Here is a 20,898-nt window from a genome sequence, read left to right on the forward strand (position 1 = left end):
AGAGGCATTAAATTTAAGCTGAAAACTCGGCCCAAATAGGGCAGTGGTCAGAAGGTTTTTCCATTGCGCGTGTTGGGTAATCGATACCAGTATTGTTGAGCTTGCTCAGTAAGGGTTTAGTGGCAAGGATTAAATCAATGCGCAAGCCCCTTTTGGGTTCGCGCTCAAAGCCTTTGCTTCGGTAGTCGAACCAGCTATAAAAGCTGTTGTCGTCCGGCTTTTGATGGCGATACGTGTCGCTTAAGCCCCAGTTCAATAAATGGTCAAGCCACTCACGTTCCTCTGGCAAAAAGCTACACTTTTTGGTCCTTAACCAACGCTTTCGATTGTCTTCGCCGATACCTATATCGATATCTTGATGCGAAATGTTCATATCGCCCATAACGATAAGTTCTTCATCAGGGGAGTGGTTTTGCCTTAAGTGGTCTTGTAAATCGCGATAGAACTTGGCTTTTGCCGGGTATTTCGTCGGATGGTCTTGCGATTCCCCTTGGGGGAAATAGCCGTTAAGTACTGTGACGTATCGGTTGTTATTAAAAATAATGCGCGCACCAATAAAACGTTTTTGGTCTTCTGGTGTATCCGTTATATAGCCTTTAACAATGTTGTCGAAGGCAAGGCTTGCCTTGATAAGAAGCGCCACGCCGTAGTGTGTTTTTTGGCCGATGTAAACGGCGTTATAACCCATGGCTTGAATATCCGCGAGCGGGAAGTCCTCGTCGGTTACTTTGGTTTCTTGTAGGCCAATGACATCTGGATTGTGAGTATCGATAACATTTTGCAGCTGATGTAAGCGCATTCGAGCGCTATTTACATTAAAAGAGATTACTTTCATAAGGGGCAGGAGGCTTGGAGTGTTGAAGGGTAATAACAAAAAGGCCACCCGAAGGTGGCCCTTTGTTTATATGGTTAAAGAGGCCTATTGTTTTTTCTTTTGCAAAGGCGTTCTAATTGCAATGGCTTCACTATACAGCGCGGTGGCAAGATCCAGAAGAATGAAGCCGGCTTCTGTCAATAGCGCATCGTCTTTGACATCTATTTGGCTATCCTTGCTACCATAATTTGCGTCACGCTCTTTTTCTTCGGCTTCTTGAAAATCTTTATAAGCTTGAACATCTTTAAAGGGCGTTTCTTTTTTCGCTATACGCCGTTTGTTTTCAATCGCTAGCGCTTCCTCTTCAATTGCTTTTTTCTCTTGATTACGCGTCTTTTCGTTTAAAGAAATATGCGTACGTTCACTATTTTTATTGCTTAAAGCGAACTGTTCTTTAATAAAAATAAAATCGGGATTGTCTTTGATTCGCGCATTATGTTTTTTGGTGAGCGACGGCAGGATATTGGAGAAATCGAAATATCGTGCATGAGCTGCGGCGTGAATGGTATCCCAAGGGAGCGCATTATCATAAGCGGATTCACCCACATCGTCATGATTAACAATGATGGGGAGGTGGATATCCGGAACCACACCGCGGTGCTGGGTACTTTCGCCAGAGACGCGATAAAACTTGGATTCGGTCAGTTTTAGCTCGCCTTCAGGCATGCGGGTTAAGAGTTGTACGGTGCCTTTGCCAAACGATTGGCTACCGACCACTAGGCCGCGTTGGTAGTCTTGGATTGCGCCTGCAAAAATTTCGGAAGCCGAGGCACTCAAGCGATTAATGAGTACAACGAGTGGGCCGCTGTATAGCGCGCTAGAGTAAGCCCGGTGGTCGCGAGCGACTCGGCCATCTGAGCTGCGAATTTGAACCACTGGGCCTTGATCAATAAATAGGTCGGTAAGCTGAGTGGCTTCTTGTAGTGAGCCGCCGCCATTATTGCGTAGATCTAACACTATGCCCTCAACGCCATCTGCTTTTAACTCACTTACCAAGCGGGCAACATCGCGTGTTGTACTGCGGTAATTAGGGTCTCCTGCGCGGGCAGCTTTGAAGTCTATATAGAATGCGGGAATATCGATAACGCCAACTTTATGCGTTTTTCCGTTCTCGGTAACATCTAGGATGGCTTTTTGTGCCGCTTGATCTTCAAGCTTAACCTGATCACGCTTGATTGATACAAATCTACTTTCGTCTTTTTCAGTAAGTACTTCTAGTTTTACGATAGTGCCTTTTTTGCCGCGAATTAGATCGACAACTTCGTCTAGACGCCAGCCTACAACGTCTACCACCTCGCCTTTATCGCCTTGCCCTACACCGACAATGCGGTCTGTAGGTTTGAGCTGACCTTGCTTATGGGCTGGGCCCCCAGCAACTAAGCGTACGACTTTTGTATGCTCGTCTTCGGATTGCAATACTGCGCCGATGCCTTCAAGGGACAACGACATATTAATGTTGAAGTTTTCGGAGGTTCTGGGCGAAAAATAGTTGGTGTGGGGATCGTACAATAAGGTCAATGAGTTGATCATCGACTCGTAAACATCGGCCGCACTTTGTTGCGCTACTCGCTTGAGCTGATTTTGGTAGCGCTTAAGCAACGTTTCGCGCGCTTTTTCGGGTTCTTTGCCTGATAACTTTTGGTTTAATAGGCTGAGTCTTAGGCGCTTATCCCATAGCTCGTTGGCTTCTTTAGCTGTTGTGGGCCAAGGGGATTTTTCACGATCGATTTCGACAAGTTCTTCTTTGTCGAAACTAAATTTGACCTTCGGGTCGCTTAGGGCTGCGACGACTTTCTCTAGACGGTCTGTTAGCCGTTGGCGGTAGCGCTCGTAGATGGTGAAACCATAAGTGAGATCGCCAGACTTGAAATCGTCATCAAACTTGTTTTTGTGCTTCAAAAACTCTTCAACATCAGCGGCTAAAAAAAACATCCGGGCGGGGTCTAAGCTCGCGAGGTATTTTTCAAGGAATGCTTGCGATAGGGCATCATCAACGGCTTGTTCTCGGTAGTGCCGGCTACTGAGCATCTCGACAAGTTTTTTGGTGGTGACTGACTGCATTTTAGTGGGTTCAATGGCTTTTTCGGCTGTAATTGCCAAACAATCCAAGTTCAAGCCCATTAGGCATCCAGTAACGATAAGCTGTTTTAACAAAATACTACCCCTGAAATAGAGACCTACACGGTCGCGATGTGGTTAGGTGTTGAAACTACAGGCAAGCTAACCACTCAATATGTGCGCATAACCATCGACTTGTTCGTTTTATAGGGCATTTACGAATGGAACCCCAGAAAGATAAAACATATATCAAACTTAGCGAGCAAGCAAACTTCAGACATGGATGTGCTTCTTTTGTTTCGTTGACCGCTAAATTTTATGCACGGCGGTTTATTGGTAACTTACGCTCTATGTCTACAGGGCTAAATCAGAAGCCCCCTTATATTCGTGATACATTTATCACTCGTTAACAGTACTACCACTTACTACCTTAAAAACATCAATACCGCATAGGAGCGACACTAATGAAATACAACTCCATTCTCGATACGATTGGTAATACGCCACATGTAAGAATTAATAAGCTCTTTGGGGATCAACATGAGGTGTGGATGAAGGTCGAGCGTTTTAACCCTGGAGCGAGCATTAAAGATCGCATTGCCCTAGAAATGATAGAGCAAGCAGAGAAGGATGGGTTGATTACTGAGGGTTCGACGATAATTGAGCCAACTTCAGGTAATACTGGCATTGGCTTAGCCATGGTTGCGGCGGTCAAAGGGTATAAGTTGGTGTTGGTTATGCCTGAATCTATGTCGATTGAGCGCCGTAAAATAATGAAGGCGTATGGTGCACAGTTGATTTTGACGCCAAAAGAGCAGGGGATGGGAGGTGCTTTAAATAAGGCGGCGGAACTGGTTGAGCAAACCAACAACGCTTGGATGCCACAGCAATTTGAAAACCCAGCCAATATTGACGCGCATCGCAAGGCAACGGCAAAAGAAATTTTGGCAGATTTCCCCGAAGGCTTGGATTACTTGATCACAGGCGTTGGCACTGGAGGACATATAACGGCATGTGCCGAGGTGCTAAAGGCAGCTTTCCCAGCCCTTCAGGTGATTGCCGTTGAGCCGGAAAAGTCACCAGTTATCAGTGGTGGAGAAAAGGGTTTACACAAATTACAAGGTATTGGCGCTGGCTTTATCCCTGCAAACCTCAATACGGAGTTGCTTGATGGCACTGAGTTGGTTAGCGAAGAAGCAGCTTTTTCTATGTGCGCTCAAGCAGCTTCGAAGGAAGGCTTGTTTGTTGGTATATCTTCTGGCGCCAGCCTAGCGGCGGTGAAAAACCGTTTGGGCGGCATACCTACGGGGTCTAAGGTGTTGGTATTTAGCTACGATACAGGCGAGCGTTACCTATCAATGGAAGGCTTGTTCGATTAATTGCGCACCTTTGGTGTTTTGATGATGTAACCGGCGTGCTCCCAAGCTTGCGGGTTACATTGTTGCATAAACCTTGATCCGATAATCGCAGCCTAAAAATTGGGCTACACTGAAAAGTAACTCAATATTGAATGATGGCTGTGGTTATGCTTTATCTTTTATTGTTGGTGGCTGCTGTTTTGTTAGTTGTCAGCATTTTCTTCGCCGTACAGGCGGCTAAGGCTCGCACCGCGCTTGCCGACAAAGAGCATTTAGCTGAGCAGTTACGCATGCAATATGACGATGCGTTTAGCCAGTTGGAATCTACCAAAGCTACCGATTTAAAAACTAGCGAATTACAAGCCGAAGTTTCTGAGTTAGAGAAGCAAAACAGCAACCTTCGCGCCCAATTAGATGAAATAGCCTCTCGCTCAAGCCAGTTAGAGCAAGCCCTTAGAGCCTCTCAGGCTGACCTTACGCGCTTTAATGATCACCAAAATCATAATGAAGTCATTTTGCAGGGTTTGGTGAAAGAAATGCAGCGTTTGAAAGACCTTTTATTAACTTTTGAACGCTGGAATTTAGAGCTAACATCGTTAATTGATCACAACAAAATGATGCAAGCGCAAAACGAAGACTTCAGTACGATTGTTAAACAAACCATTATTTTAGCGCTAAATGCCAGTATTGAAGCCGCTAGGGCAGGTGAGTATGGCCGAGGCTTTGCGGTTGTTGCGGACGAGGTAAGGTCTTTAGCGGTGAAATCGGAAGACCTTAACAATGAGTATAAGTCGCACCTTTCAAAGAACGAGGTCATTACGATATCGACCTTTCAGGATATTCAGGCCAGTAGTCAGCTGATACTAACCGCTATTAACAACTTCTCTAGCCGCTTAAACCAGATTCAGTTATAGGGAGCCGGTTATGGCATTTTCTACGCGTTCGCAAGAGTGCTTCAATAAGGTGTTATGTCATTCTTTAAAGACAGCGGCGAGCGATATCTTTTCTTCAAGTAGTTTGCTTGAGGCAGCTGCCAACGATGAAGATTTAGCCAAGGTGAAGATGTCTAGAATTATGCTGACTATTGCCGGCATTGATTTTCGCATTACTTTTTTACTGCATTATAGAGATGACGAACTTATTCGTTCGGTCATTAAATCGGCGGCCAACGAAGAAGGCGGCGTTAATAATATTATCGATGATAGCGAAGAGCTTGATGCCTATTTTTTGGAGATGGGAAACCGTTTTTGCGGGGAGGCTAAAAGGTTGTGTTATGAGAGCTTTGACCACTTGGGTATGTCTACGCCTTGTGTGTTGTCTGCCACAACAACATTAAAAGATATGCACAATGCGGATTTGCAGTGTGAGGGACATGTGCGTTTTGAACAGGCTGGCGCGCCGGTGATGGCCGGCAGTGTTTTTGTATACGGTAAAACAGATGTGGAATTAGATCTCGATGATTCACAATTTGCCGAGCAAGAAGGCACAGGTGAGCTAGAATTTTTTTAGAGGCTAGTTTAATTGCTAGCGTTAGGCACTTAGCGAATGTTTACCTGCAGTGCCTGCATAAGTATGACTTGTAATTGATGAAGTAATTGCCTAATTGGAGGGCTAAAAATGGCTGAAGTGTTGGTTGTTGACGATTCTGCGACAGTACGCAACGAAGTAAGTGGTTTCTTGGCGGCGCAAGGTATTAACGTGGATACCGCCTGTGATGGCCAAGATGGCTTGGGGAAAATCCAAGCCGATGGCGGCCTGAAATTGGTGATATGTGATGTGAATATGCCAAGAATGGACGGTCTTACAATGTGTGAGAAGGTACGGGCAAGTGGTAATGCAGCGCTGCCGATTATTATGCTAACGACAGAAAGTGACCCCAGTATGAAAGAGAGGGGTAAGGCCGCAGGTGTTAAAGGTTGGATTATTAAACCTTTTAATGGCCAAGCAGCATTGGGGGGGATTAAATCTTTAATTGGCAAGTAGCTGCGGAGTAGCAGATTGAAAAAAAAGGGGGGGCGTTTTCTAAACGCCCCCCTTTTTTGGTTTATTCTGCGCTGCTTTCGCCTGTTGGAGTTAGCCAGCTTTGTGGGTAGTCCTCGATAAGGTCTATTGAAATTACACGGTTTAAAGTTTTTTCAATTAAGTACAGCGTCGTTTCATCTTCACTCAGCTCTACGCTTTTTATGGACTGAATGTAGTTAACGCTAGAATCAAGTCGTGTTCGGTTTCCTGTTTCTAAGTCGATCTCGATTATTGCTCTAGTCGCGTTATCAAAAACCCAAGCCTTGGTCGTTGCTTGATTTAACGCTAAGCCAGCCGGTAGGGCCATATAATCGCCGTCGTGCTGGCGACCGCTAACAACAGTGAACTCAAAGTTTGGTGTGTCATCAAGGTTACTTAACGCGACAGAAATTAGCGCGTCGTGGTATGCGTCTGTGAAGTATAGGGTATCTTCATTTGGGCTTAGAGTCATACCGGTTACATTACGCGGATTATATGTGGTCGAGCTACTCGAAATCGTAATTAGCGCATTTTGGCTTCTTTGCCAAAATGCCACAAAAGAGCGCGTCCCCGTATTGGTGCTTCTTTCGTAATGAAAAATAATCCCATCTTGCGTAACAGCAAAATCACGAAGCTCGCTAGGGGCGAAAAGACCTGAAAAATCTTGCATATACGTTTTGGTTTCATCATCCGTGGTGATGTCAAATGTTGAAATAGGGACGAAGTCAGCATCGCCACCTTCGCTGCCTAAGCGCTGATATATGCCCGCCGGGTAGCGGTGATGGACATATTCATCATCGCTTTGTGTGTTAAAAGATAATGCGTACATGAACATATCGTCGCGCTGGTTTTTGGCAAGCAATATGGGCTTAGGCTCTGTGACTGAGGGCGGGGCAGGGACTTGCGCATCTTCGCTTGAGTCATAGTTCACGTTGTAGGGTGTAATTGAATCCACGTTAAAGGTAAAGCTCCAGGGAGTGTAACCATTCGCGTTAGATTCAATAGCGTTGCGTTGGGCGTCAGCTCTGTCTGTAATGACTAAAGCCGCGCTTATCGGCTCGATGAGAATATCGTAAGGAAACTGAAGAAAGGTTTCTGGTGTGCTTGATAGCGGAACCCCTGCTATTAGTAGGTTTCGGGCCGCTGAAAAGTCTTCAGACTCAGTCTCTTCGGTAGCCTCATCACCCTCGGGTTCACCTGGGGGCGTTTGAGGCAGCTCGACATGGTCGATAGAAACTAAGGCCCTATTAGTTTCGTCCATTAACAGTAGCCCGAGCTCAGCGTTAAAGCTAATGCTTGTGGAGCGTTGAAACGGGTATGCTTTACCGTCGTTCCCATCGGTAATTGCTGTTCTTTCTAGCGCTATTGTGGTGTCACTTAAGAGGCTTAAGTTGAAACCATAAACAGTATTATCATCACTATCCACTATGTAAGCGGCGGTATTTTCTGGGTCGTAAGTAACATTATGCAAAACTGCTGTACTGGATATGCTCTCATCTGTTTTTATATAAAAATAACTTGCCGAACCCCAATCGTTTTCAGGAATTATCTGCGCTGCATAAAAGACTGAACTGTTGCTCAGGTATATAAGCCCCGATGCTAACAGACGCTCGTTTTCTGGATCGTAATATATGTCGTAAATGGAATAACGTGGGCTTTCTCGGCTATCAACTTCAGACATAATGCTGAGGTTGGCATTAGCCGGAGTGTAAATAAATACGCAAAAGGCATACGTTGTATCACCATTAGAGTTTTCTATTTCTAACCCGGCTCGATCGCCAATTAAAAGCCGTTGATTTGAAGTGTCAAAAAACAAAGACGTTGGGGCTCCCCATCCTGCGTCTACTAAATCGTCAAATATGTCGCTATCGAGTGTTGCTGTAATATCACCATCGCTGTCTATCACAGCAATATTTTTTGCGGTGGTATCTAATATGTAAAGTGTATTTGTGGCGGGGTCTAGCGCCATATCCGTTATGTTTTGCAGTCCCGTTTCATCGCTACTTAGCGGGGTGAGAATACTGCGTGCATCGCTGGTTTTATTGACGGCAATAATGCCCTGCATTCTATCTGCAATAAGCCAGCGATCGTTGGCTGCATCGTCCACAAATGCGGTGGGGCGATAAAACTCCCCCGCTTTTAACACCACGTCGTTGGCTGGTTCTTGGGTAATGGGTGGGTAGGTGGGTGAGCTAGAGCTGGTGGTCGATTCGTCATTATCGCTACCGCAACCGGTTGCTAGCGAAATTGAAAACAGCAAAAAAAGCGTGCTAAGGCGCATAAGAGCAATATTCCTAATCGAACCGCAGGTTGTAAGCTGGGTTCGTAGTCAAAGTAAAGTCGGAGGGCGGCCATTTTACGGGCCGCCACCTGATGTGGCTAGTATTATCGGCTTACGCAGGATAGAGCGCTGGCAGTGGTGACGTGCTAGAGCTGGACTGCGTTGCCTTCCACCCCTGAAGGGCTGATGCGATGTCCCCTCCGTTCCAGCTATTACTGGCCGCTTGGTATAGGTGCGCATCCAGCTCGTCAATTGCATTAAGTAACGCTTTAGAGCCGCCATTCCGGGTAAAAAACTCTCGGGCATTATTGGTGCTATCGGTTTGATGGCGACACCATTTCGCTATAGCTTGTCGGCAAGCTGCTGCGTCGTTGCTTTTCGCGGCTTGAATCACGGCTTTCAAACTTAGGTTTGGCTGGGCTGTTGCCGTTTTAGTTTCTTGATTGTTGGTGCGTTGTTGCAAATGCTTGAGCCATAAACCTAGCTGTATCAAATTTAAAATGACTAATGCGCCGCATAACCAGGGCCAGTAGCCGGCTTGTGTTTTATAAACAATTGTTGCTTCCCCTGTTTGAGCTTGGGGCTGTAGTTGGCTGGTGGGCAGCACGGCCGATAAGCTTTGTTCTGGTTTAGCGGTGGCCGGTGCAACGGTCACGGTTTTGGCGGGTAGGGTTGCGTTTTGGAGTTGGTCCCTTTGAGTATCCCACCAAGTGACTTCGATGGCTGGCAAGGTTAGCTCACCGGCGCGGGTAGGTACAATGGCCATGCTTTCTTTACGCGCACCAAGCTTACCTTGTGCATCGGTATCGCTCGTAATTTCGGGTTGGTCCGGGTAAAACTTAAAATCATTACTGGTTAAGTTAGCGGTAATAGGGGGCAGTTGCTCGCCTGTTAGGCCGCGCGCAGTAATAGTGATTGAGCGTGTTACAGGTTCGCCTACGGTAAAGCGCGGAGGGTTATCACTCCAGGCTTCACTTAAAGTCAGTGATTTCGCCGGTAGCCAAGAGGCAGCCGCAGGGTATTCGGGGGGGCGGGGCTTGACGGTAACATTAAATTCTTCCGTTTTTAGCCGGTGCAGTGTCGAGCGTCCAGAGCCCATACCAAAGCGATTACTGGGTGCATTAGAGGTGCGAATATTCCACAGATAGCTAGGGATATGGAGTTGCCCGCTACTTTCGGGGGTTACCGCAAAGCGTAGTTCTATGACCTGATAATTTGAATGGCCAATGCTGGTTTGGTATTGCGCCCTAGGTAGCTCTTCAATTGAGGCTCCTTTCACGGCGAAGTCGGCAGCTTTAACATCAGTAATATTCTCTTTAAAAAACAGCTTGATGGTGACCGCAAACTCTTCCTGCACATACACTTCTTGTGTGCTGATGTCGGTTTCCATAAAAACCACTTTTGCACTGCGTGGTACATCTTGCGCTTTGGTGACCGTCATTGTAATGGGGCGACTTTGCGTTTTGCCTATGCTCAGAGGAGGGATTAATGCTTTGCCGGGTTGTTTGGGTGCTAAGGTTAGCGTCCATTGTATAAAGTTGGTTATGCGGCCATTGTTATTCATATATTGGCTAGACTGATTATTGCCCAGAATGTCGAAATTCGAGCTAATTGGGGTGAAGTCTGGCGCACTTTTGCTGCTGCCGTCTTCATACTTTACCGTGAGCGTGAATGTTTCGTTTTCCGCCACGGTGCTGCGATCTACCGTTGCGCTTAAGCGCTCGGCTACTGCGTTGTTAGCGAGTAATAGCGTCAGTAGTATAGCCGTAATGCTATTTCGTAAAAGCGTGATCATTAAACGTGTTCCTACCATCGTTGTTCGGCTTGTTTGGTGTCGTCAAAATCGCCGCCGCGTCTCAATTCTTGCTGGCGTTGCCGGAATTGGTGCTGAAATTTAGCGCGCAATAAACCGGCTGGGTCATCGGGGACTTTACGTAATACTTGCTCGAGCATTTGCTGCTCTTCACTTTGCGGCTCTTCAGTTTTTTCGGCCTCTAGCGCCTGTTGTGCGGCTGCCGCCTCAGAAGAGTTTTCGCCATCGCTGCTTGTCGCTTCGCCTTGCTGCGCCGCAGCCGAGCTTTGCGATTCTTCAGACGATGACCCTTGCATGCCAGATTGAGCGTCGGCAGAAGACGAGTTTCCTTGCTCTGCATTTTGCTGCTGTGACTGTTGCTCGGATTCTTCCGATTGCTGCTCGTTGGAGTTTTGGTTTTCAGAATCACCGTCTTGAGATTGTTGCTCTTGCGACTGCTCTTGCTCGTCAGATTGCTCCTGATCGTCGGAGCTTTCTTGATTTGATTCTTGCTGTTGCTCTTCTTGTTGCTGTTTTAAAGCTTGTGCAAGTTGCTTATTTTTTTGTGCGGCCTCAAGGTTTGGGTCTAGCTCTAGGGCTTTGTCATACGTTTTTATGGCTTGCTCAAAGTCACCTTGCAGCAATTCGGCATTGCCTTGGTTAAATTTACCACTGGCCGTATTTTGCTGTGCAAATGCTTGCGCCGCCGCGGCGTAGTTTTCGTTGCGGTAGTTGGCGGCACCTTGCCAGCTTTTATCTTCAAAAGCAGAGGCGGCTTGTTCGTAGTTTTCTTGTTGGTAGGCCTCAAAACCGGTTTGGTCTTTAGTTTTAAACGGTGATGCGTGGGCGTCAGTTGGTAATAGCGTGCTAGGTAATACAAAGGCTGCACATAATAGCCAGCCGCGACGAAAGCCAAACAATAGCAGCACTAAACAGGCCCATACCAGCCAGTGGCCTTGTTCGAGCCATTGATCAAATAATTGCTCTGTACTTTTCGACTCTGCTTCTGACGGTGCGTCAGCTAACAACGACTGAAGTGCGGCAATATCGGAGTTGTCATTAACGACAGGCACGTAATAGCTACCGGTTTGGACTGCAAAGTTGCGCAACTCGTCCTCGTTAAGTTTGGCTAAGGCAATTGCGCCGGAGCTATCCTTTGCAAACCCCTGCTTGCCCCAAGGAATGGGAGCGCCGTTGGCTGTGCCTATGCCCCATAAAGTGAGTTTATGGGAGCTGTTCGCGACGAGATCGCTAAGCGTGCTAAGCGCATCGCTCGGGATTTCGTCGGTAATCATAACGATTTTTCCCTGCAGTATGCCGGCTTGGTTCAGCAGTTCACTGGCTTGTTTGTAGGCCATTTCTGGATTGCTGCCCAGTGTGGGTAACGTGTTTGGGGCAAGCGCGGGCAGCAGGTTGATAATCGTTTGAATGTCGTCTGTCAGTGGCGTTACGGTGTAAGCCTCGCCAGAAAACGCGATTAATGCTGTTTGACCGTCTGGCCGGCTTTTGAGTAAGTCGATAATTTTTAGCCGCGAGCGCGCTAAGCGCGAAGGGCTGATATCTTCGGCCAGCATGGATGGTGATAAGTCCCAGCATATAACCAGTGCTTCGGTATTTTGCACGACAGGCGAAGGCTGTTTTTGCCATGTAGGGCCGGCGAGTGCAAGGCACGCCAGTAGCCAGCTTAAAGCTATTGCAAAAAATACAGCACGGTTGGTACGGCTCAAGCCGCCTTCTAATAGCGCCGGTAGCAGTTGCGGGGCAATGTGCTTATGCCACTGCTGGCTTTGGTAATGGCTGCGCCACAGTAGCGCCAGTAACGCTGCAATTGGTAACAGCGCCAATAGCCATAATGGGCGCATAAAATGGAATTGTTCAATAAACAGTGCCATTAGGCTGCGCCTCCTTTTCGCTTTATTGCGGGTAAATGGTTAATAACACCACAGCGCAATAATGCCAGCAATAAGCTCAGCAACATGGCGAGTGCCAAAGGCCAATGCATCAGGCTTTGCACTGGGCGGTATACGCGAGCATCTTGGTCGACGGGCTCGATTTTATTGAGTGTCTCGTAAATGGCGCTAAGGCCTTGGGTATCTTTGGCGCGAAAATACTGGCCGCCGGTTTTGTCGGCAATGACTTGAAGGGTGTTCTCGTCGAGATCCGCTGATGCTTTTTTGGTGTTGGAAAAGAAGCCAAAACCATCTTCGATAAGTTGGTCGCTGGCAACGCCAATAGTATAAATTTTTACTCCGGCAATAGCGGCAAGCTCGGCCGCTTGAATAGGGCTGGTTTCTCCGGCGGTATTCTCACCGTCGGTGAGTAAAATTAAAACCCGCGCAGCGTCGGGGCGCTCTTTTAAGCGTTTTATGCCCAATGCAATAGCATCGCCAATGGCGGTGCTATTGCCGGCCATACCCAAAAACGCCTCTTCAAGTAGCTGCTTTACGGTATTGCGGTCGAATGTTAGTGGCGCTTGTAAATAGGCGTTATCGCCAAACAAAATCAAACCTAACCTATCGCCTTGGCGCTGCTCTACAAAGTCGGCAACCACGCTTTTTACCACGTCGACTCGGCGAAAATTCTGCCCGCGGTATAGCATATCTTGTATTTTCATACTGCCGGACAAGTCAACGGCCAGCATCATGTCGCGGCCTTCGCTTTGCAATGGTATAGGGTCGCCAATCCATTGTGGTTTGGCACCCGCAAGTACCAATGTAACCCAGAGGCTAATAGCAATAATTTTTTGCGTTAAGTTGCTGCCGTTGGGTGACGTGCCGCGGCCAGCCATTTGGGCAAGGGCGTGGTAAAAAGGAACTTTAAGCGCACTTTGCTTCACTTCTACGCGTGGTAATAAGAAATACACGGCAATAGGCAGTGGTAAGCAAGCGAGGATTAGCGGGTAAGCAAATTCAAACATGTGCTGCTCCTCCTTTTGGTTGCGCGCGATGGTTTTTGATCCAAGCCTTTAAGGCAATTGTTAATGCGTTGTCCGGCGCTTGTTGCGTGCCTGGTGCATACAGGCACGCTTGCCACTGCTTCGCGCTAGCGGTGTTAAAAAGCGGGGCGGCAGTTTTGCCATTTAGCCATTGCAGCCAACGTTCGCCGCTTAGGCTGGCAATATGTTGTCTTTCTTGTGGGTAGGCAGCAAGTGCAACTTGTTTGCTTAACCGCATTAAGAATTGGCTTTGGCTTAATGCGTTATCGAAGCGTTGATCTTGCAATGTTTTTAAAGCTTGGCGGCGGTACCGGTTGCGTTTTTGGCGCTGAATAATAAGCACAGTTGTCACACTAATACCGGCAATAGCCAGCGCGATAAGCGCCCACCAGCCCCACGCGAGAGGCCAAATGCCGATGGCCGAGGGCTCTATAATATCGACCATTTGCGCTTTAATTTGCGCTTGCATTTGTGGGTCGAGTGAACTGCCTGTAGGTTGGGGCATACTTTGGGGGGCGGCTGTTGTCATTGTTGCCCTCCTGACGTTTGCATGGCGTGTTTATGTTTTGCGGCGCTACGCTTACCTAGTACATCTAAAAGCCAATTGTCTAAATCACCACTAACCGGTGCGTTAATGCCGGTCACCATTGCCTGTATACACGCTGTTTTTAAGGCTTTTTGTTGTTGCTCAAAATAAGCGCCGTAGCGCTGGTTAATCGCTTTGCTATTAACGGTGGTGCGATTTTCGCCATCGCTAATAGTGAACAACCCTTTAGCGGGTAGTTGAGTTTCCATGGTGTCGTAAACATGCATAAAGGTGATGTCTGCGTGCCGTGCGAGTGTACATAGCGGGGCGTTAATACCCTGGCTATCGTGACCATCAGAGATGAGATAGACCATCGCACCAGGCCGAATAATGCGTTTGCCATCCTCAATAAACTGGGCGAGCGAGCGGCCTGAGCTTTGTGCTGGGTTAGATAACTGCTTATTGGCATCGACAAGCGCATGGATTAAAGCAAGTACAGCGTTTTTGCCGCGTTTTGGGCGTAAATCCCATTCGCCGTGATCACTTAATATCATCGCGCCAATGCGGTCGCCAGCGGCGCAAGCGGCCCACGCCATAGCAACAGCTATTCGCGCGGCGTACACGCATTTGAATTGATGTTGGCTACCAAAAAACATGGACGAGCGCATATCAACCATTAAAAAAATCGGCCGCTCGCGCTCTTCCTCAAATAGTTTTGTATAGGGCTTTTGAGTACGTGCGGTGACCCGCCAATCGATAGTGCGAATATCATCGCCGGCTTGGTAGGGCCTTACCTCGGCAAAGCTCATGCCGCGCCCTTTGTAGCGTGTACGCACGTCGCCGGCCATTATCGACTGACTAGCTCGAGCTTGGCCTAGCAGCAGCTTTTGCCCTAGTGGGCGCAGGGCAAAAAGATCTTCTGCTTGGCAATAGATGGCGGCGTTATTAAAGAGTGGCTCACTCATCATTATCAAGCAACTGGTACTAAGTCGATTAGGCGGTCTATAACGGCGTCTGTGGTGATGCCTGCAGCTTCGGCTTCAAAGCTCAGCAGAATACGGTGGCGAAAAACATCGTGCAGCACCGATTGAATGTTGTCTGGGCTGACATAATCTTTACCTTCAAGCCACGCGTGTGCTCGAGCACAGCGGTCTAGGCTAATGGTAGCGCGCGGGCTCACGCCAAACTCAATGTGCTCGGCCAGCTGTGCATCGTATGCTGCGGGGTTACGCGTAGCGCCGACGAGCTGTACTAAATACTCTTCGACGTTTTCGGCCATGTACAAACTCAGGGCTTCGTCGCGGGCATCAAAAAGGCGTACTTGGCTGATAATGTCAGGCTTTTCGACGGGATCTTTGCGGGCTTCGCTACGGTTAAGGCGCAGAATTTCACGTTCACTGGCGATGTCGGGGTAGCCGACCCGCACATGCATAAGAAAACGATCGAGCTGGGCTTCCGGTAACGGATAGGTACCTTCTTGTTCAATCGGGTTTTGAGTGGCCATCACTAAAAACAGCTCGGGCAATTTATAGGTTGCCTTACCCACACTGATTTGTCGTTCTGCCATTGCCTCGAGTAAGGCCGATTGAACCTTCGCAGGTGCGCGGTTGATTTCATCGGCGAGTACTAAATTGTGAAAAATAGGCCCAGGTTGGAACGTAAACTCGCCGGTCTCTGGGCGATAAATATCCGTCCCAGTGACATCTGATGGGAGTAAATCGGGAGTAAATTGTACGCGGTGGAACTCGCCTTCAATGCCGTTGGCTAAGCTGTTAATTGCTTTGGTTTTGGCTAACCCCGGCGCGCCCTCAACTAATAGGTGTCCATCGGCAAGTATCGCAATCAATAGCCTGTCTACCAGCTGTGGTTGGCCAACAATTTGGCTATTTAACCAACTTTTTAGGGCTTTAATGGCGTTTTGTGTCTCTGACATGGCGCGAAAATCCTGTGATCTAAAAGAAGTTTTATCAAGTAGTTATGTCAATAAAGGGCGCTTAACGTGTGGCGGATGCATCCGCGGGGTCACTAGACTCGCAATATTGGCGCGAGTTCCCTTACGTTAGCTATGCTTATAACTATACAAACGCTCGCTATTACAACGTATTAGCGCTAACAGGTTGTGGTATTTGAGGGCGCTTAGTAACAAATTCAACACTCAATGCTCTTGATGAGCGGAGGTTTATATGTCGAAGGCCAGAACGAATTCATCTACGGGTCATGGATTGCATGAGGATGTCCTTGCCACAATTTCGGCGCATTACGATATTGGCGACAACGAAGAGGCTTTGGCGGCATTTTTAAATAAGATGCGTTTAGCTTGGCCTGTTGATGAAACACATGACCGCAGCACTGAAGATCACGGCCATTGTTTGTACGGTGCTTGGTTGGCCTTCCAAAAGGCGCTTGTTGCACAAGAGCCGGTTATGTCGCTGAAAGTGCCCAGTGTTGAAGAGGAAGGCTGGGCTTGTCACCGAACCGTTATGCACTTGGTATTACCCGATAGCCCCTTCCTTGTTGATACTTTACGCATGACGTTAAATGAGCTGGGGATTAGCCTTCATCTTTTAGCTAGCGCTGTAATTAGCCACAAAAGTGGTGATAGAGCGGTGGTGTACGCCGAACTAGGTTTGTTAACAGAGCAAGAGGGCGATGATTTTAAAGGCGTACTTGCCGGTGCCTTGGCAGAGCTCGGGCGCGTGGTAGAGGATTACCCGAAGCTGGTTAAAAAAACACAGGCACTGCAAGAGCAGCTGGTAAATGAAGGCAGCGCCGACAGCCAAGAAGCCGCAGCATTACTCAAATGGCTGGAAGGCTCTCATTTTACCTTTTTAGGGTATCGCGAATTTAGTTATACCGCAGGCAGCCTTGCAAGCGTTAAGGAAAAATCAAAAACACGATTAGGCTTATGCCGCAATACCGAGGGGGCGAGTAGTTCGCCTGCATGCGATACCCCTGTACCCGCATTTTGTTCGGGGGATGTATGTAAGGATGCGCTAATTTTCACCAAATCGCCCCGTATTTCTAAAGTGCACCGCGCTGTTTACCCCGATTGCATTGTGATTAAGCTTTTTAATAACAAAAAAGAGCTGGTTGGCGAAGGCCACTTAGTCGGTTTTTTTACATATGCGGTAGGACAGGCGGCGCCTTCAACGATTCCATGGATTCGGCAAAAGCTCAAGCTTGTAACCAAAGCCAGCGGCTTGCCTAAAAACACCTACGGTTATCGAACCTTGCGACGCGTTGTTGAGGGCTTCCCGCGAGACGAACTGTTCCAAGCGTCATCAGAAGAGTTAACAAATACTTTGCTCGGGGTGTGTCGTATTAACGAGCGAAAACAGGTGCGCTTGTTTTTACGGGTTAACCCCTATGGCCGTTTTGTGACGGCCTTAGTTTATGTTCCGCGTGACGTTTATAGCACACGGGTACGGGTCAAAATCGAGGAAATATTATCGGCCGCTTTAGGCAGTGAAGCGGTTGAATCTACGACGTTTTTTTCCGAATCGGTTTTAGCTCGCGCCTATTGTGTCTTTAAGTTGCCAGAAGGCACGATTATTAATGTGCAGCAAGATGTTGATGTTCCAGCGCTTCAAAACGCGATAAGTACCATCGCAACCGGTTGGCTAGAACGGCTTGAAACAGCATTGATCGAAGCGAAGGGTGACAAATACGGTTTACCGCTATACCGGCGCTACAGCGGGTTGCTGTCGTTAGCTTACCAAGATGCCTACGATGCGCGTGCTGCGGTAGGGGATATTGATTTATTCGAGGAAACCCTAAGCTCTGGCGATATTGCCATGCATGTTTTTAAACCCCAAGGTAATGCGCAAAATCAGCTTCGTTTTAAAGTGGTGAACAAAGGCGAGGCTTTAGCGTTATCGGATGTTATCCCGATATTGGAAAATCTCGGTGTGCGTGTGTTGGGCGAAAACCCATTTTGTATTCGCGCCAAAGAAGATGAAAATAACATTTGGTTGCATGACTTCACGTTGCAATTATTGCAAACCGACATAGAGCTTAACCAAAATTTCAAAACCCGTTTTAGTGAAGCCTTTTATGCCGCTTGGCACGGGAAAATCGATAACGATGCGTTCAATCGCTTGGTACTTGGCGCCCAAATACCTTGGCGGGATATTGTTGTCTTGCGGGCATATGCAGCTTATTTTAAACAAACATTATTTCCACTGGATATGGACGTTATGTCTGGCGCGTTATTGCGCCACGGTGATATTACACAGCAATTAATTCGCTGGTTTTATTTGCGTTTTGATCCTGCCCAGCAGGAAAATAACGATGATAATAATCAGCGCTGCGAGGCCTTAATTAACACCATTAGCGCATCGCTTGATGGGGTGAGCAGCTTAGACGATGACCGGGTTTTTCAGCGTTATCTGGATGCTTTTAAGGCTACCTTGCGAACAAATTTTTTCCAGCGTACAGGTGCTCGTGTTTGTGAAGATACTTTGGTGCTGAAATTTTCACCGGCAAAAATGTTGGAAGTCCCAGCGCCTAAGCCCAAATACGAAATTTTTGTTTACTCAACACGTGTGGAAGGGGTGCATTTGCGCACGAGCATGGTTGCTCGTGGTGGCCTGCGCTGGTCGGATAGGCTAAATGATTACCGCACTGAGGTGCTCGGTTTAGTAAAAGCGCAAGCCGTAAAAAATGCGATTATCGTACCCAGTGGTGCAAAAGGTGGATTTGTTGCCAAGCAATTACATCGCTTTAGCGATCGCGGCGCAATGCAAAAAGAAGGCATTGCTTGTTATCAATTATTTATACGCGGGCTTTTATCTGTTACAGATAACCTAGTAGAAGGCAGCGCCGTTTGCCCAGATGGTGTTGTTGCAATAGACGGATCCGATCCTTACCTAGTTGTTGCGGCCGATAAAGGTACGGCGACATTTTCAGATATTGCCAATGCGATTTCTGTCGAATACGGCCATTGGTTAGGTGATGGTTTCGCTTCTGGCGGCAGCCAAGGTTATGACCATAAAGCAATGGGTATCACGGCTAAAGGTGCTTGGGTTTCTGTACAGCGCCACTTTCGTGAAAGCAATATTAATATTCAGCAGCAAGACATTACAGTCGTGGGTATTGGCGATATGGCCGGCGATGTATTTGGTAACGGTATGTTGCTTTCTGAGCATATACAGCTAGTGGCGGCTTTTAATCACTTACATATTTTTATTGATCCAAACCCTGATGCTGCCGCTAGCTTTAAGGAACGTCTGCGCTTATTTAATACCCCAGGCTGCTCTTGGGAAGACTACGACAAAACGTTGATCTCTGAGGGGGGCGGAGTATTTTCTCGTCAGGCTAAGTCCATTGTATTGAACGATGCCATCCGTAAGCGCTTTTCCATCGACGCAAAATCATTGACGCCCAATCAATTTATGAATGCGCTATTGAAGTCGAATGTCGATCTTATCTGGAATGGCGGTATTGGTACTTATGTGAAAAGTACAGAAGAAAGCCATGCAGATGTGGGCGACAAAGCCAATGATGCGTTGCGAGTAAATGGCAATCAGCTTCGCTGTAAAGTCTTTGGTGAAGGCGGTAATTTAGGGATGACGCAATTGGGGCGCATTGAATTTTGTTTGAATGGAGGAGCCTGTAATACTGATTTTATTGATAATGCAGCCGGTGTCGATTGTTCTGACCACGAGGTGAATTTAAAAATCTTGTTGCAACGGGTAATGGACAATGGCGAATTAACAGAGAAACAGCGCAACCAGCTGCTTAAAGAATATACCGATGAAATATCGAGCATTGTCTTAAGTCATAATTTTGCACAAACGGAGTGCTTGAGTCTTGCTCAGCGGCAGGTCGATAAGCGGGCGGGTGAATACCGTAAATTTATCGGTTACCTCGAGAAAAACGGTGGCCTTAATCGTGCGCTCGAATTTTTGCCAGAGGACCACGCGTTGGGTAAGCGCTACGAACGCGGTGAATCGTTAACTCGCCCAGAACTGGCTGTACTACTCAGTTACGCCAAAGTTATGTTAAAAGAAGAGTTATCAAAAACGCAGCTTGTTGAAGACCCAACATTGCGCGATACCGTATTTATGGCCTTTCCTAAAGCTGCTGGCGCGCGTTTTAGCGCAGAAGTGAAAGAGCATCGCTTGTTAAAAGAAGTCGTCAGCACGCAGCTCGCAAATGATTTTATTAATAACTTAGGTATTACGGCGGCTTACCGTTTTCTTTCATCAAATAATGTGCACTTAGATGATGTGTTTACCGCGTATGTTATTACCCGGGAAGTCTTTGATTTGCAGTCATTTAACGATTATTTGCAAAGCCTGTGCAATGAAGTACCTGAAGAAACCTTGTATGCACTTAAATCCAGTATGGTTCGGCGTGTTCGCCGCGGTGTGCGCTGGTTTTTACGCAATGCACACAGTGGTAGTACACAAGAAAAAATTGACCGGTTAAAACCGTTGCTTAATGAAATCGCAAGTTCCATTGAAATTGCGTTGGTTGGCGAACTTAAAGACTCTTGGACGCAGCGTTTTGATAATCATATTCAATTGGGCTTAAATCATCATTGGGCCACAATTTTGGCTATGCCTGGTAATCTGTTTGCAGGACTCGGTGTGGCCAGTATTCAACAAAATACTGGCAAAGAGGCCGTATTGTGTTCGCGCGTATTTTATGGATTACATAATCATTTGCGAATTAGGGAGTTTGCAGGTGCTGTTTCGGATATGGCCGTGCATTCACCTTGGCAGGCAATGTCGAGAGAAACATTACTGGAAGATATTGAAATCCAACTACGCTCAATGACAGAGGCTTTAGTACATAGCATTGATAGCGAACAAGCTATTATGCCACAACTGGAAGCAATGCTGCCCAATCAAGCGGTTGATAAGTGGTGGGGTTGGTTGTCGGACTTAACGCAAGAAAAAGATCAAGAAGATATCTCGCTATTTCATGTTAGTTTGCGTCAGCTCGTCAATTTAACGGAAGCGGTCGTTGTGGCCATGCCCGAAGGCCGCGAGGGCTAACGCGTATAAACGGGGGCCCAGCCTGATATTTTGGCTGGGCTTGCATATCCACGGTAACTTTTAAACTTC

The 20,898-nt window shown here is 47.3% G+C and carries 14 protein-coding genes; 5 read left to right on the top strand and 9 right to left on the bottom strand.

Features of this window, described 5'->3' with window-relative positions; translation table 11 throughout:
* Positions 1 to 13: 13 nt before the first annotated feature.
* Entirely contained in the window at positions 14 to 835 is an 822-nt protein-coding gene (xthA, locus tag MARGE09_RS14400; protein WP_236983009.1) for an exodeoxyribonuclease III, read from the bottom strand.
* Between the two features lie 84 nt (positions 836 to 919).
* Positions 920 to 2,995: a carboxy terminal-processing peptidase gene (locus MARGE09_RS14405; protein WP_420828102.1), complete on the bottom strand. Its 2,076-nt coding sequence runs from the start codon at positions 2,993 to 2,995 to the stop codon at positions 920 to 922.
* Positions 2,996 to 3,396: 401 nt separating this feature from the next.
* On the opposite strand from MARGE09_RS14405, the gene cysK reads away from it, so the two are divergent.
* The 4 genes from cysK (at position 3,397) to MARGE09_RS14425 (ending at position 6,273) form a co-directional block, all read left to right on the top strand.
* Positions 3,397 to 4,311 carry a cysteine synthase A gene (gene cysK / locus MARGE09_RS14410; protein WP_236983013.1) on the top strand — a complete coding sequence of 305 codons (915 nt, stop codon included), beginning with the start codon at positions 3,397 to 3,399 and terminating at the stop codon, positions 4,309 to 4,311.
* Positions 4,312 to 4,457: 146 nt separating this feature from the next.
* A complete protein-coding gene (locus MARGE09_RS14415; RefSeq protein ID WP_236983015.1) occupies positions 4,458 to 5,204 on the top strand; it encodes a methyl-accepting chemotaxis protein in 747 nt (248 codons plus the stop codon).
* A gap of 10 nt (positions 5,205 to 5,214) precedes the next feature.
* Positions 5,215 to 5,799, top strand: a complete 585-nt coding sequence (locus MARGE09_RS14420) for a hypothetical protein (RefSeq protein ID WP_236983017.1) — start codon at positions 5,215 to 5,217, stop codon at positions 5,797 to 5,799.
* A gap of 108 nt (positions 5,800 to 5,907) precedes the next feature.
* A complete protein-coding gene (locus tag MARGE09_RS14425) occupies positions 5,908 to 6,273 on the top strand; it encodes a response regulator (RefSeq protein WP_236983019.1) in 366 nt (121 codons plus the stop codon).
* 61 nt (positions 6,274 to 6,334) lie between these two features.
* On the opposite strand, the gene MARGE09_RS14430 is transcribed toward MARGE09_RS14425, so the two are convergent.
* The 7 genes from MARGE09_RS14430 to MARGE09_RS14460 all read right to left on the bottom strand — a co-directional run bounded on the left by MARGE09_RS14430 (position 6,335) and on the right by MARGE09_RS14460 (position 15,758).
* Positions 6,335 to 8,572, bottom strand: a complete 2,238-nt coding sequence (locus MARGE09_RS14430; RefSeq protein ID WP_236983021.1) for a hypothetical protein — start codon at positions 8,570 to 8,572, stop codon at positions 6,335 to 6,337.
* Between the two features lie 112 nt (positions 8,573 to 8,684).
* Positions 8,685 to 10,367: a BatD family protein gene (locus MARGE09_RS14435; RefSeq protein ID WP_236983023.1), complete on the bottom strand. Its 1,683-nt coding sequence runs from the start codon at positions 10,365 to 10,367 to the stop codon at positions 8,685 to 8,687.
* Positions 10,368 to 10,378: 11 nt separating this feature from the next.
* Positions 10,379 to 12,256 carry a VWA domain-containing protein gene (locus MARGE09_RS14440; RefSeq protein ID WP_236983025.1) on the bottom strand — a complete coding sequence of 626 codons (1,878 nt, stop codon included), beginning with the start codon at positions 12,254 to 12,256 and terminating at the stop codon, positions 10,379 to 10,381.
* Positions 12,256 to 13,281 carry a vWA domain-containing protein gene (locus tag MARGE09_RS14445; RefSeq protein WP_236983027.1) on the bottom strand — a complete coding sequence of 342 codons (1,026 nt, stop codon included), beginning with the start codon at positions 13,279 to 13,281 and terminating at the stop codon, positions 12,256 to 12,258. Before MARGE09_RS14445 ends, MARGE09_RS14440 begins: the two co-directional genes overlap by 1 nt.
* Positions 13,274 to 13,828 (bottom strand): DUF4381 domain-containing protein, encoded by a 555-nt coding sequence (locus tag MARGE09_RS14450; RefSeq protein ID WP_236983029.1) that lies wholly within the window; start codon positions 13,826 to 13,828, stop codon positions 13,274 to 13,276. The genes MARGE09_RS14445 and MARGE09_RS14450 overlap by 8 nt, the downstream gene beginning before the upstream one ends.
* Positions 13,825 to 14,793 (bottom strand): DUF58 domain-containing protein, encoded by a 969-nt coding sequence (locus MARGE09_RS14455; RefSeq protein WP_236983031.1) that lies wholly within the window; start codon positions 14,791 to 14,793, stop codon positions 13,825 to 13,827. Before MARGE09_RS14455 ends, MARGE09_RS14450 begins: the two co-directional genes overlap by 4 nt.
* Positions 14,794 to 14,795: 2 nt before the next feature.
* The gene (locus MARGE09_RS14460) at positions 14,796 to 15,758 is read right to left on the bottom strand and encodes an AAA family ATPase (protein ID WP_236983033.1); all 963 of its coding nucleotides are present in this window, start codon (positions 15,756 to 15,758) and stop codon (positions 14,796 to 14,798) included.
* A gap of 250 nt (positions 15,759 to 16,008) precedes the next feature.
* Between MARGE09_RS14460 and MARGE09_RS14465 the strand changes: the two genes are divergently transcribed.
* Positions 16,009 to 20,829, top strand: coding sequence for an NAD-glutamate dehydrogenase (locus MARGE09_RS14465; RefSeq protein ID WP_236983035.1), 4,821 nt, complete (start codon positions 16,009 to 16,011; stop codon positions 20,827 to 20,829).
* Positions 20,830 to 20,898: the final 69 nt, after the last annotated feature.

This window comes from Marinagarivorans cellulosilyticus, from assembly GCF_021655555.1.
Classification (GTDB): Bacteria; Pseudomonadota; Gammaproteobacteria; order Pseudomonadales; family Cellvibrionaceae; genus Marinagarivorans; species Marinagarivorans cellulosilyticus.